The 13,264-nt window shown below is 45.5% G+C and carries 13 protein-coding genes; 3 read left to right on the top strand and 10 right to left on the bottom strand.

Annotated elements, in window-relative coordinates:
- Positions 1-18: 18 nt before the first annotated feature.
- Positions 19-1,182, bottom strand: coding sequence for a glucose-1-phosphate adenylyltransferase (locus NST74_RS02820; RefSeq protein WP_042123898.1), 1,164 nt, complete (start codon positions 1,180-1,182; stop codon positions 19-21).
- Positions 1,183-1,646: 464 nt separating this feature from the next.
- On the opposite strand from NST74_RS02820, the gene NST74_RS02815 reads away from it, so the two are divergent.
- The 3 genes from NST74_RS02815 (at position 1,647) to NST74_RS02805 (ending at position 4,760) form a co-directional block, all read left to right on the top strand.
- Positions 1,647-2,330, top strand: a complete 684-nt coding sequence (locus NST74_RS02815) for a response regulator transcription factor (protein WP_341110309.1) — start codon at positions 1,647-1,649, stop codon at positions 2,328-2,330.
- Complete coding sequence (locus NST74_RS02810) at positions 2,327-3,904, top strand: sensor histidine kinase (protein ID WP_341110308.1); 1,578 nt, start codon at positions 2,327-2,329, stop codon at positions 3,902-3,904. The genes NST74_RS02815 and NST74_RS02810 overlap by 4 nt, the downstream gene beginning before the upstream one ends.
- A 289-nt stretch (positions 3,905-4,193) precedes the next feature.
- The gene (locus tag NST74_RS02805) at positions 4,194-4,760 is read left to right on the top strand and encodes an FAD-dependent oxidoreductase (protein ID WP_042123891.1); all 567 of its coding nucleotides are present in this window, start codon (positions 4,194-4,196) and stop codon (positions 4,758-4,760) included.
- A gap of 364 nt (positions 4,761-5,124) precedes the next feature.
- Here NST74_RS02805 and galU read toward each other — a convergent pair whose 3' ends face one another.
- From galU to NST74_RS02760, 9 genes are all read right to left on the bottom strand, one after another.
- Positions 5,125-6,039, bottom strand: coding sequence for a UTP--glucose-1-phosphate uridylyltransferase GalU (galU, locus tag NST74_RS02800; RefSeq protein ID WP_341115813.1), 915 nt, complete (start codon positions 6,037-6,039; stop codon positions 5,125-5,127).
- 20 nt (positions 6,040-6,059) lie between these two features.
- On the bottom strand, positions 6,060-7,037 hold the full coding sequence (locus tag NST74_RS02795; RefSeq protein ID WP_341110307.1) for a glycosyltransferase family 2 protein: 978 nt from the start codon (positions 7,035-7,037) through the stop codon (positions 6,060-6,062).
- Positions 7,038-7,115: 78 nt separating this feature from the next.
- Entirely contained in the window at positions 7,116-9,245 is a 2,130-nt protein-coding gene (locus NST74_RS02790; protein WP_341110306.1) for a glycosyltransferase family 39 protein, read from the bottom strand.
- Between the two features lie 206 nt (positions 9,246-9,451).
- On the bottom strand, positions 9,452-9,997 hold the full coding sequence (locus tag NST74_RS02785; protein WP_341110305.1) for a DUF1697 domain-containing protein: 546 nt from the start codon (positions 9,995-9,997) through the stop codon (positions 9,452-9,454).
- A 25-nt stretch (positions 9,998-10,022) separates the two neighbouring features.
- Positions 10,023-10,841, bottom strand: coding sequence for a phosphotransferase family protein (locus NST74_RS02780; RefSeq protein ID WP_341110304.1), 819 nt, complete (start codon positions 10,839-10,841; stop codon positions 10,023-10,025).
- Positions 10,842-10,855: 14 nt separating this feature from the next.
- Complete coding sequence (locus tag NST74_RS02775) at positions 10,856-11,152, bottom strand: antibiotic biosynthesis monooxygenase family protein (protein ID WP_341110303.1); 297 nt, start codon at positions 11,150-11,152, stop codon at positions 10,856-10,858.
- Between the two features lie 19 nt (positions 11,153-11,171).
- Complete coding sequence (locus tag NST74_RS02770) at positions 11,172-11,798, bottom strand: hypothetical protein (RefSeq protein ID WP_341110302.1); 627 nt, start codon at positions 11,796-11,798, stop codon at positions 11,172-11,174.
- 124 nt (positions 11,799-11,922) lie between these two features.
- The gene (locus NST74_RS02765; protein ID WP_341110301.1) at positions 11,923-13,029 is read right to left on the bottom strand and encodes a GerAB/ArcD/ProY family transporter; all 1,107 of its coding nucleotides are present in this window, start codon (positions 13,027-13,029) and stop codon (positions 11,923-11,925) included.
- 25 nt (positions 13,030-13,054) lie between these two features.
- Entirely contained in the window at positions 13,055-13,258 is a 204-nt protein-coding gene (locus tag NST74_RS02760) for a hypothetical protein (RefSeq protein ID WP_341110300.1), read from the bottom strand.
- Positions 13,259-13,264: the final 6 nt, after the last annotated feature.

Raw genomic sequence — 13,264 nt, 5'->3', positions numbered from 1 at the left:
GAAGGCGTTTTAGCTTGATTATATGGTTTTGGCTACAACTGATTTTCGCTTCTTGCTTTTATTGTCGATCAGCAGAATTTCATTCTCATTCTCCCGTTCGATGCCTATTTCCATATAATCGTCGATTACCGTATTCTCACTTATAATCGCTTTATGAATACGTACGTTCTTGCCAATCTTAACCTTAGGCATAATCACAGAGTCCGTAATTACACTTCCCTCACCCACTTCTACCCCATAAAAAAGGACCGAGTGATTCACTTCGCCATGCACAATGCAGCCTTCATTAATAATGCAGCCTGACACTTTCGCCCCAGGGGCGACATATTGGGCAGGTTGATTCGGATTACGTGTAAAAATGCGCCAGCTGGGATCGTTTAGATTAAGTGGCGGGGTATCGCTCAGTAAATCCATATTCGCTTCCCATAAGCTGGTTACTGTACCAACATCTCTCCAATATCCTTCAAAAGGGTACGCAAATAAGGAGTTTCCGTCCTCCAGCATTAAAGGAATGATATCCTTGCCGAAGTCATGGGATGATCCTACATTCTCCCCATCCTCCAGTAGATGCTTACGAAGAATCTCCCATTTGAAAATATACACTCCCATAGAAGCTAGTGTGCTTTTGGGCTGAGAGGGCTTCTCCTCAAATTCGTAAATCTTCAGATCGTCCTCCGTATTCAAAATTCCAAATCGGCTGGCTTCCTCCAGCGGAACGTCAATTACAGAAATCGTGCAATCGGCGTTTCTTTCCTTGTGGTATTGAAGCATAGCGTGATAATCCATTTTATAAATGTGATCACCGGACAAAATAAGAACATGCTCTGGATCGAATTGATCCACAAACTTAAGATTCCGATAAATCGCATCGGCTGTTCCCCGATACCAACTGCTTCCATTCTCGCGTTCATGCGGTGGCAATACGAATACCCCACCATTCTTACGGTTCAAATCCCAATCACTGCCTACTCCGATGTAAGAATGCAGGATAAGCGGCTCATATTGAGTCAGCACACCAACTGTATCAATACCTGAATTGGAGCAGTTACTTAAAGGGAAGTCGATGATCCGATAGGTCCCTCCAAAATAGACAGCGGGCTTGGCAAGCGATTTGGTTAAACCTTTCAATCTTTTGCCTTGGCCTCCAGCCAATAGCATGGCTACCATTTCCTTTTTCTTCATGGAAAAGCCTCCCTTGACTTATGGGTGATATGAAGTTCAGCAAGCACAGGTTGAATGAACAGAAGTTCCAGAAAGAAGTGAAATCATAGGAAATACACTTGAAAGAAATGAGCCTTGATAGGAAGATGGACAAAGTTGAATAAAACGTGGAAGGAAATATAACACGATCGGATGATCTAACCTAAAATGGGAATCTTACGCCAAAATCAGGAGATTATCCTTATTGTAAAGTGTTCTATATCCGCCGTCAAAACCCTTTTATCACATTTTCGAAAATCCGAATTTTTTAACCTTGTTTGTTATTAAACACATTAATATTACTTATAACTAAATTAACCCCTTTGAATCAGCACGAAAGAAAAAACGACTCATTTAATCGTAATGCAAAGGGACGGATCTTCAGCAAACATTCAACCGAATATGTCATAATGTAGCTATCTATCACTGATTTGGAGGTACCTATAATGAAAGCAGCCCAAGGCGTTCGACTACTGCTCGTAGATGATGAGCCTCATATACTACAATTTCTGGAGCTAGGTCTCCTTAACGAAGGGTTTGAAGTCAGAACCGCACCCGATGGGATTACAGCTATCTCTGTCGCTGCTGAATTCAAGCCACATGTAGCCATCCTAGATGTCATGATGCCCGGCATGGATGGATTCGAGTTATGTCATTACCTTCGCTCGGAAGAGACGGAAATTGCCGTCATTATGCTGACTGCAAAGGATGAAGTGGACGATCGGGTCAAGGGACTCACTATTGGTGCTGACGATTATATGGTCAAGCCCTTTAGCTTCGACGAATTGCTTGCCCGAATTCAAGCGCGGCTTCGCAATCAGTTTCCGGGTCTGCTAGGGGAGGTCCGCTGCGGTCCATTCCGCATTGACAGCCGCCGAAAAGAAATTCGTTTCAAGGAAGAAGTGCTTGAACTCTCCCCCACGGAATACGAGTTACTGCAGTATCTCGTTATTAATCACGGTCTTGTACTGAGTAAGTCCATGATTCTTGATAAGGTGTGGGGCTATGATTTTGGCGGTGAGGAAAATATTGTTGAGGTCTATATCCGTTCGCTTCGCGAGAAGCTCGGGGATAAGGAGCACCGTATTATCCGTACCCTGCGGGGAGCAGGCTACCGGGTAGATCTATGAGTACGCGCATCTCTAAATGGTTTCGTAAGCTGCCTGTACCACGCTCCCTGCGCAAGCAGCTGCTAGCCATTTCACTGCTCATTCTATCAGGATTGCTGCTACTAATCGGAGTACTACAATATATACTCATGAGAGATTTCATATACAGCAATAGAGCGGAGTCTATGGAAGCGCAGATACGTTCTGTTCCTCGTGAGATGTTTTTCAACTTTTTCAATTCCTATGACGAGGACATTACAACTCCGAATGAGGGAAACACCGAGCATAGTAGCAATCTCCCTTTGGGAAGAGAAGGCATGAATAAAATGCCAAGCGAACTCCGAACTGGCGAGAATAGGCGTCCGCTTCTGCTTGATGCCCACACGACCCTCGCCATGTACAGCTCAGAGGGTATCTTCCGGGATTTACAGCAAATGACCCTCTCGGATATAGCTGCACCAAGACTGACAAACGAACAATACGACGCTCTGTTTACTCACACCACCGATAGCGCAACAGGAAATTATAAGCTCATCCAAGCTGAAGACGGCACTGAGCATCTAGCGATATTCATGAATCTCTATAGACCAGGAAATACTAGACTGCTGGTACAAATGAGTGTGAGTACGGGGCCATTGACGGATGTGATCATGCAGCAGCTGCTGATCTACGCAGGCTTGTCAGTGATTGCTTTAATGGCTGGCTTCTTCCTATACTTGCCTGCTCTTCGAAAGACGCTGGTCCCTCTTTCAAACATGGGAGAGTCCGCCCAGATCATTGATGCCGGCAATCTGGATATTCGGTTTCCAATTAATCAAGGACAGGCCGAAATCGACAAGCTGGCTCTTTCATTCAATGGTATGCTCGAGCGTCTCGAAATATCCTTTCATAATGAACGGGAAGCCAAGGAACAGATGCGCCGCTTCGCTGCAGATGCTTCTCACGAGCTGAGAACGCCGCTGACCTCGATCCACGGCTTTCTGGAGGTCTTACTGCGTGGTGCCGCGGATAATAAAGAACAGTTGTACAATTCATTGCGAAGCATGCATGGCGAATCGAAACGAATCAACAAGCTGGTAGAGGATTTACTTCTACTCGCTCGAATGGATGGCGCCCCTCAACTGCGGATGACAGACTTACTCCTCGGAGAAGTGATTTCCGAAATGAAGCCACATCTGCTCTTGTTGGCGGATCAGCGCAAGGTTACCTTTGATATCTCCTATGGCATCCGTGGGAAATACGAGCCCAATAAGATTAAGCAGGTGATTCTGAATCTGTTCCACAATGCAGTTCAGCATACGGATGCCGAATCTGGCACCATACATCTCTCTTTACATGCTAGAGAACATGAGGCCGTTCTAACGGTACGGGACAACGGCTGTGGGATCTCTGCGGAGCATATCCCGCATATCTTCGATCGCTTCTACCGCAGCGATTCCTCTCGCACACGTAAATACGGTGGATCCGGACTCGGCCTTTCTATTACCAAGTCTATCGTCGAGGCACATCACGGCAAGATTAGTGTAAGCAGCACCCTCGGTAAGGGAACAACCTTTAGGGTGACCCTTCCTTGTGAGGAAGGATTAGCCAAGTGAGACTAACAACCGTTATAATAGGTGATAGACTTAAGCCTATGTCTACGATGCGAGTTTTGCTATGTTGTCCATTCTGAGGAGCATCGCTCCGCAAAACTTAAGCCTATGCTTACGATGCGAGTTTTGCTATGTTGTCCATTCTAAGGAGCATCGCTCCACAAAACTTAAGCGTATGCTTACGATGCCAGTTTTGCTATGTTGTCCATTCTGAGGAGCATCGCTCCGCAAAACTTAAGCCTATGCTTACGATGCGAGTTTTGCTTCACAAAACTTTTGGGAGGTCAAAAAAATGTACGAAATCGCCGTAATTGGAGCCGGCCCCGCCGGTGCAAGCGCAGCCCTGTTCGCCGCCAAGGCGGGCAAAAAAACGCTGCTGATCGACAATGATAAGGGTATGACCCGCAGAGGATGGTTCGAGAACTTTTATGGAATTTCCGAAGTAGGCGGTCCTGATCTCGTAGAAACCGGACATAAGCAAGCCGTTAAATTTGGCGCTGAGCTGGTTTCAGAACAAGCTATCAACCTCACATCCAGCGGCAACGGATTCGTCATTGAAACCGAAGACGGAATCATTTATGAAGCGAAGCATGTCATTCTCGCAACAGGTGCCCTTACGGATCTAGCCGCTAAAGCTGGCGTGGAGACAAAAGATGGTACAGAGCCTAGAATCAAAACTGTAGTCGCTGTTGATGCAGAAGGCAAAACAAATATCCCAGGCATTTGGGCTGCAGGTACCGTTGCCGGAGTAAGTGTACATGCCATTATTACAGCAGGCGATGGCGCGAAGGTAGCAATCAATGTGATAAGTGAGCTGAACGGTGCACGTTACGTGGATCATGATGTGCTAAAGGCTTAATCAATGACTTAAAACATAGATCCGGAGACGATTCTTAGGAATCTGTCCTCCGGATTTTTTATATAACAAAATATAACTGCACTTGGTGCAGCTATTTCATACTTTAGCTCCCCTATGACTTTTTTAAGTGTAGTTTGTGCAACTAAAGACAGTCGAAAAGTGTATTTCCGTTGGATTACGAAAAAATAAGTGTATCAAGTGCAACTAACTCGATACGTAGCCGAATGATACACTTTTTAATTGTATAAAGTACACTTATCTGCTCACTCTCTCTACGTGACACGCAAAAAAACTGCCCCAAACCAACCTAATCTCACCGCCGAATAACGATGTTATGGTCGTTTGGAACAGTTTTCTTCAATCCCTAGCGTGTACCCCAAGGTAACGCCCCCACTTCTTCACCTTCCCTCAGACCAGCCGCCAGCTTCTGCAAATACGGAACTAGCAATGGACGCAGCTCCTCACGCATCAAACCGACCTCCAGCGTAGCCTGAATATAGCCAAATTTATCGCCGATATCATAACGTTGTCCGATTAAATCCAACACCAGCAGACCTTCATTACGACATACCTCGTGCAAAGCATCTGTCAGCTGATATTCGCCGCCTGCCCCACGCTCAAGCTTAGCCAGCACCGAAAATATCGAAGGCTCCAAAATATATCGCCCCATAATCGCATTCTCTGAAGGTGCAGTTTCTGGGGAGGGTTTTTCTACTAAGCCTTTTACTTCGTGAACGCCTTGTAAAGAACCGCTAGATGAAATAATCCCGTATTTATGAACCTCCTGCCGAGGCACCTGTTGAACACCGACGATGGTCTTCTCCTCTTGTTCATACAGTCTCATCATTTGCAGTAGCGCCGGGTCCTCCGAGGCCATGATATCGTCACCGAGCAGAACAGCGAAAGGCTCATCCCCAATGAACTGTTCCGCACAAAGGATGGCGTGACCTAGTCCTAGCGGCTCTTTTTGCCGAATGTAATGAATGCTGGCCAGTTCACTAATCGCTTGGACTTCACGAAGCAGCTCCTCTTTTCCTTTTTCCAAAAGCGTCTGTTCCAGTTCCACTGATTTATCGAAATGATCTTCAATCGATTTTTTGTTGCGGCCCGTCACGATAATGATGCTCTCAATGCCGGATCGAACAGCTTCTTCTACGATATATTGTATCGCCGGTTTATCCACTATGGGCAGCATTTCCTTTGGCTGAGCCTTAGTTGCAGGCAAGAATCGAGTGCCTAAGCCCGCGGCGGGAATAACCGCTTTTCTAATCTTCACGATGAATCCCTCCCTTGCAGTTATTAACGATGAATGGCTTGCTGCTCGCGAACGCTCTGCTGCTCCTTACCCCCATAGAACTCTTGGACAATATAGAGCGGACGTCCCTTGGCCTCATCATAAATCCGGCCGACATACTCACCCAGAATCCCTAACATAATGAGTACAAACCCATTAAAGGTTAGTGTAATCCCAATCATGGATGCCCAGCCCTTAACGGCTGAGTCCGTAAAAATCACCAGATAAAGCACATACATCAGGTATAGAAAACCAGAAGCCGACAGCAATGTGCCAAGATATCCTGCCAGCTTCAGCGGCTTATAAGAGAAGGAAGTAATTCCATCCATAGAGAGCTTAATCATGCGCTTCAATGGATATTTAGTCTCTCCAGCCAGACGTTCATCACGTTCATATTCAATAGCTTTTTGACGAAAACCGACCCAGCTGACCAGGCCGCGAACGAATCGATTCTTCTCTGGCAGACGTTTAAGCTCTTCACATACTTTACGATCTATGAGACGAAAATCCCCCGTATCCACAGGGATAGAAATGTCAGTTGAATAACGAAGCACTCTATAAAAGAGGCTGGCCGTCCACTTTTTGAACAAGGATTCTCCATTTCGCTTGATCCTTTTGGCATATACAACTTCATAACCCTGCTTCCATTCCGCAATCATGTCCAGAATCAGTTCCGGCGGATCTTGCAAATCGGCATCAATAATGACGACTGCATCCCCTAGGGCATAATCCATTCCAGCTGTAATTGCGATCTGATGCCCAAAGTTACGCGATAAATCGATCAGCTTCACACTTTCATCCCAGTAACTGTATTCCTCAATCATCTGGGCACAATTGTCTGTGCTGCCGTCATTCACAAAGATCAGCTCATACACTTCACCCGTCAAACCCATTACTTTTTTGATCCGGCGATAAGTCTCCTGAATAACCGCCTCTTCGTTAAACATCGGTATAACAATGGAATAGCGCACGTTGGTACTCATGAGCAGCTCCTCCTTAAATTTGAATAATGAAGTGTGCTAGATCCATCTCATAACACGCCTCATATTATGAACATTCGCCTAATTTAAAGTGACTTTGTATAATGTCCCGCTGTTTCCTGCATCGTTACCTGCCCAATCAGCTGTTGGAACTTCTGTACCATTCTCCGTGATCCAAGTCGTCAACTCGGAGTTCCCCCCGCGTCCACCACCCATACCACCGCTATTGATCAGGAAGTATTTTACCTTTCCACTCTCTACAAAGGCCTTTAGGCTATCTTGGGTATATACGGTGTCTGAGTTAGAAAATCCATTCAGAATTACGACTGAAGCACCCTTATCAACGATATACGGAGCTGCTGTGCCATAATCTAAGGTAGCAAAAAGATAAGGTTCACCCGTATTGTTTTTCTCCAAATAGGACAACAGACTCTCATTCGCACTTGTGGCGCTATTACGTCCAAAATTGCTTGAGTTGCCGCCCATCCCCCCTTTACCCTCACTACTGCTCGGGCCTGCCTCAGGGGTTTGACTGTTCAAGCCATAAGTAATTGGAGTAGCTGCCCAGTAGAGCGGCCCAATTAACAATACTAATATGGCTGTTATGCCTGTCGCATAAATAAAGGACTTCTTCTTGCCTTTAAGAACTAACAGCACCAGTGAAACCACTATGCCTGCAGCTAAAATACCAATGGACCAGCCACTGCCGATTGTATCGTCATAAGGATGAACAATGTACCACTGGAAACCTGCTGTAACCAGCGTTGCAGCGGGCAATAGCCAAGACAGCCAACCAGAGTGCTCGCGATATAGCGTCCACAGCTTTGACCATCCTGCTCCAACTAGCGCTGCAATTGGCGGAGCCATCATCACCAGATAATATTGATGGAAGAAACCTGCGATACTGAAAAATCCCATAACGGGCACCAGCCATGCTAACCAGAAGATCACTTCCTTATGAGCTTGGGTAATGTTCCTTCTCCGCGGATTGGCAAATAATCCAATGCAACCAAGCAATACGAAAGGTAGCAGCCAGCTAGCCTGTCCTGACAGCTCTGATTGGAACAGTCGCAGCGGGCCTGCTGTACCCGTATTGAACATCCCGCCTCCACCGCCACTCATGCCGCCGCGATCTCCTCGCCCGCCGCCGTCGTCGCCTCCGAATTGCCGACCTAGATTGTCTGATCCACTAGGAGGTTGACCTGGTGAGCCTCCATCATCCTCGCCAGTCTGGCTATTCGTAGTCGAATTTGTGCCTTGCTGACCCGAAAATGCTCCACGTCCACCATCCGTGCCATTACTACCGCCTGCCCCATTCATGGCGGGCATCTCGCCATTCATGTTTGGCATTTCACCATTCATATTCGGCATCTCGCCCCCGTTCATAGGAGGCATCCCACCTCCGCCCCCACCAGTCCCGCGATCCCCCGTCAATCGGGCAACGCCATTATAACCAAAGGCAAGATTCAACACTGAATTCGTGCCGCTACTGCCGATATAAGGCCGTTTGCTGGCGGGAATCGAATCCACAATCACTGCCCAGGATAAGGAGACTACAAGCAATATTGCTGTGGAGGCCGCCAACACCCCCGTCTTCCTCTTCCAGTTCACTTTGGCAGCCAAGACATAGAAGAGATAAAAAGCCGGTAGAACCATGTATGCCTGCAGCATCTTCTCATTAAACCCAACACCGATTAATGCAAATGCGGTGAGAAGACTGCCCATCTTGTTGCTCTTCGTTCCTTTGAATAGAAACCATGCCGCGAGCAGCAGTGTAAACACTAGCAATGCATCAATATTGTTTGTCCGGCTGACAGCTGCTGCTACCGGAGTAGTCGCCATGACTAATGCTGCTATACGTGCTGCCGCTCTACCGAAGGTAGGCTTTACTAGCAGATATACTAGTAACACAGAACCAACGCCCCCAAGGGCTTGAGGCAGAATCACACTCCAGCCATGCAGCCCGAAAATGAGTGCGCTAAGTGTCTGAATCCAAAAGGTAACCGGTGGTTTATCCACCGTTACTGAACCCGCAGAGTCCAGTGAAGCGAAGAAGAAATTATGAAAATTCTGCAGCATACTTCCCACCGCGGTGGTGTAGTATGTATTCACATAATGGTCATTCCAAACCCCATAACCGTACAAAAAAGCAGCAAGTAATAAAATGAGCCACAGTATAAGATCCGAACTGATTTTTTTGACCCCACTCATCTCCATCCACTCCTATCCTTTGATCATCTATATACCGGCAGTTCTGTGTTCCCGGCTCAATCTTTCCGTAGGTGTATTATTTCACCCTTACCTTAACTCTCAATGAGTGCACGCTGAATGTTTGCTGAATAAATAAAGCTCCCGGAACGCAAAAAAAAGCCCCACAACTGTGGCGCCTTTCTGTTCAAATCGCAATCAGAAATAGACTATTCCATCCTGCCCATAGTAATGAGCTTATTCACCGTATTCCAATTGCGTGCTGTAAGCGTCATACCCAATAATTTGTCAAAAGGAACCTTAAAAAGCGGCGATTGGCTCACACTGACCTCATATAACACGTACATCTCTCTGCCGACAAAACGCACTTTATCTGGTCCATCCTCATAAATACGCAGCTTATCAAGCGCCTCGGCTGAAGGCTCAGCCGGTAAAAAGGTGACATACCATTTCTTGAACGCCTCTGGCTCGGTTAGCTGAAAAGGATTGTTTGCGAGTACTTTCTCCATCTCAGCCAGTGTACGAATTATAACAGAGACTTCAAAACCAAACGCCTCATGAATCTGACGTTCAATGACCCCGCTAAGGAGGCTCTCCGATTCCTCATCGCTTTCAAATATTACATTTCCGCTCTGAATATACGTCCGTACATTGTGAAAGCTAAGGGCTTGCAACATTGTCTTCAGATCCTGCATCTTAATGATTTTGTTGCCGCCGACATTAATGCCACGCAGCAGTGCAATATAGGTAGTCATGAGCACACTCCGTTTCTTATCATGATCAGCTTGGGACCTCGATTAAGGCCTGCAGACGTTTACGAACTTCTGTTACTAGTAGCTCCTTCTCCGGTGGCGGAAGTCCTTCCACCAGACGCGCGGCAGCGATAGGCAGAATCCAGCGGTCTATGTCCTCATAAGTGCATCCTGATAAACGGAGATACTCCCGAATGTATCCCTTGGTTAATTTCCTTCTAATAAAACCTATCATCATTCTGGATAAGGCAGAGGCACCAGGGGGCATAGCTCCCATACTGAACATCACTACGGATCGAGCAGCATCGGCCACCGGTTCTCCCACCACTCCTGTCATCCAGTCGATTACCCAGAGCTGATCGTCCATAAGCACATTGTCAGGATGGAAATCACCATGGCATAAATGTGTTCCTTGTGGTAGCTTCTCCAGATAGCTCAGAATGATTGACTTCTCATCTTCACTAAGCATTGGAGCCCCCATGATATTCCAATTCAACATATCCTTCTGCTGTCCGATCTCCTCAGTAATTTCAAGCTTATGCAAATCATAGTGAAGCCTAGCCATCATTCTGGCATACATACTAACTTTCCAAGGCTTCTCACCCATCACTTTTAGCAGAGAGGGACCTTTAATTTGTTGAAATACAATCCCTTGTCTTGATTGTTCAGAAATGAGTTCAAATGGCTGTGGTGTCCGGACGCCCTGCGAGTGCACAAACTGGCTGATCTTATATTCTCGGCTAATATTCTGCTCTGAAACATCCTCTAGGTACAATTTAAGAATCCACTGATCCTCATGCTGCCAGATCTCCGCTGTTCTGCCTTTCCCGACAAGCTTCGTCTTCACACAGCTTCCTCCATTTAGTCCAGATTAATACGGGTAAAGTGTTCAACTACCGGAAATGGATCGTAGTAATGGTGAAGAAGCGCCTTCCATTCCTGATACTGGCTCGATTCTCTGAATCCTATGGTGTGATCTTCAAGCGTTCTCCACTTCACAAGCAGCAAATACTTATGATCATCCTCCAAGCACTGTTGCAGTTCATGCCCCATGTAGCCTTCTATTGAAGAAATTAAGCTTGATGCCTCCTTGAAGCTCTTTTCAAAATCAGGAGTCGAACCAGGCTTCACTTGCAGCATCGCAGCTTCCAAAATCATGTTCAGCATCCTCCCAAGTTTATGTATTTAATGCATCGCGGAAAAATTCATGATAAAAATTAATAATAACAAGCAGAATGGCCAGTGACTCGTTAACCTGATCTACCTCAAGGCTATGATTAGCATCATCGATTCTATACACTTTTAAATGATGAAGTCTGCTAATTTCACCAGAATGCTGCTCACTGAATAAAGGATCGCCTCCGCCATAAATTACAGTCCCGCGACTTTGCTGAATCAGAGGAATCGCCTCAGGTAATGGTGTTATAAATAGATGAGACGTCTTTTTCTGTATTTCCAGCTCTTCTGCAATTCTCCCTGCGATGACCGCGCCCACACTTTTGCTGATAAATAGAAAGTTCTTGTAGTCAGGAAGCGATGCAATGGCCGCCTTACACTCCTGAATAAGAATAATCATTTCATCGCGCTTAAACCCTACTCTCGCACTCTGGTAGCCATACTCAAGCAGCAAGACATCGCAATGATGTTCCCGAGCTGCTTTGGCCGCATAATCTAGCAGAGGGCGTTCAGTCGAGTAATTTTTACCTGGAAAAATAACAGCCAATGTCTTTGAGCCTTGCGTAATATATTTATGTCTAACCTCTCTACCCCAATAAGAGGACATAATGATGTTGCTGACGTTCATACCTGTTTCCCTCTCTTCTAAAACAACCATTCTATGTATCTATCATTATAGCTAACTTAGGTACAGTTTAGAAATCAAAGAATTCCTAATCTCATCAAGAGATCAGGAATGGTCGAACGTAGTTCTATTGCTGTGTAGCTACCTGCTTATGTTTATTTCTACTAACCATAATTTCAGCACAAATCCACAATACCAGTGGAATAATCACCTGAAATGGAAGTGCATATGTGGGATAAATTGTATAGGCAAAATGTTGCATCTCCATAATATCCTTGAAGATAAATTGAGAGAAATAAACCACAATCAATCCCAGCTGAAGCACAACGGATCGGTAACTCTTCAATTTGAACAACTTAGCAACTCCAACACTAGCCACATATATACATATGCTGGCTTTTATGAAGATCGTGATTACAAATCCAAGTGCGGAGGATGCCTCCATTCGGGTCAAAAAATCCCCTATATTAATCCGACTAACCGCTACATAAGAGGGGAAGTATAAGCTTTGAACAATATCAGGATTGAGAATCAGTAAATTCCGCAGAGAAACGAGCAAAATCACCCCACCGGAAATCAACAATCCGCTTAGCAGAATCTTTTTGGCTGATTCTTTTGCCGGCAAATGACTGAATACTCCCATAAAAAGAACAATTTCAGCAAATGGAAAGGTAAATGATCCCCATGCATCTGCAAATACCGGTGACCATCCTGTATCAAGAAAAGGCTTCAAATAGTGATACTTGAGCTTCGGGATTGCTAAGATTTCAATAAAAAAAACCTCAGCCAAAAGAAGCAGTAGAAATAGCTTAGCGCATCTCCCAATCACCTCAATTCCTGCCTTAACCACCCAAATACATAACAGTGCCATGCATAACATGGGTGCAATCATAGGCGTCTCTGTCAAGGCAACTGTTTTACTAAATTCACCAAAATTCCTTAGGACGAGCGCCCCCATATGCAGCGCATACCATATATACGCACAGGAAACTACTCTTCCGAAGATAGACCCAAATACCGTGATCAATATATCAAATAGATCCTTACCCGGAAAAAGCACATGAAATCTGGCGTACATAAACAGCAGAGGAACCGTTAGCGATATGGCCAAAAGCAGAGCAATCCAGCTACTGTTGCCCGATTTTCCCGGCAGTCCCATGAATAGTGAAGTCCCAATAATAAATAGAACAACAATACTTATAGAATGCCCTGTGGGTATGATCTCTTTTTTCATGCTTAAATCTCCTCTTGGCTTGTAACTAGAATAACTTGCTGATCCAGCTTACAATTAAAGGCGAAGGACTAGGAAGCTGCCATTTCATAGCCAATGCAAAAGCAATACAGAATGAAAACAGACACAGTGTACTACACACATAAAAATCACGTTTCATCCCTTGCTTTAACAATCCGTAAGGGTCCAACAGTACAACAAAAAAGTAGATCATCACAACGATAACAGCCAATTAATC

Origin of the sequence: Paenibacillus sp. FSL F4-0125, assembly GCF_038008565.1 — a bacterium.
Lineage (GTDB): Bacteria > Bacillota > Bacilli > Paenibacillales > Paenibacillaceae > Paenibacillus_AQ.
Note: the sequence above shows the minus strand (reverse complement) of the source record. Positions and strands in the feature narration are given on the sequence as shown.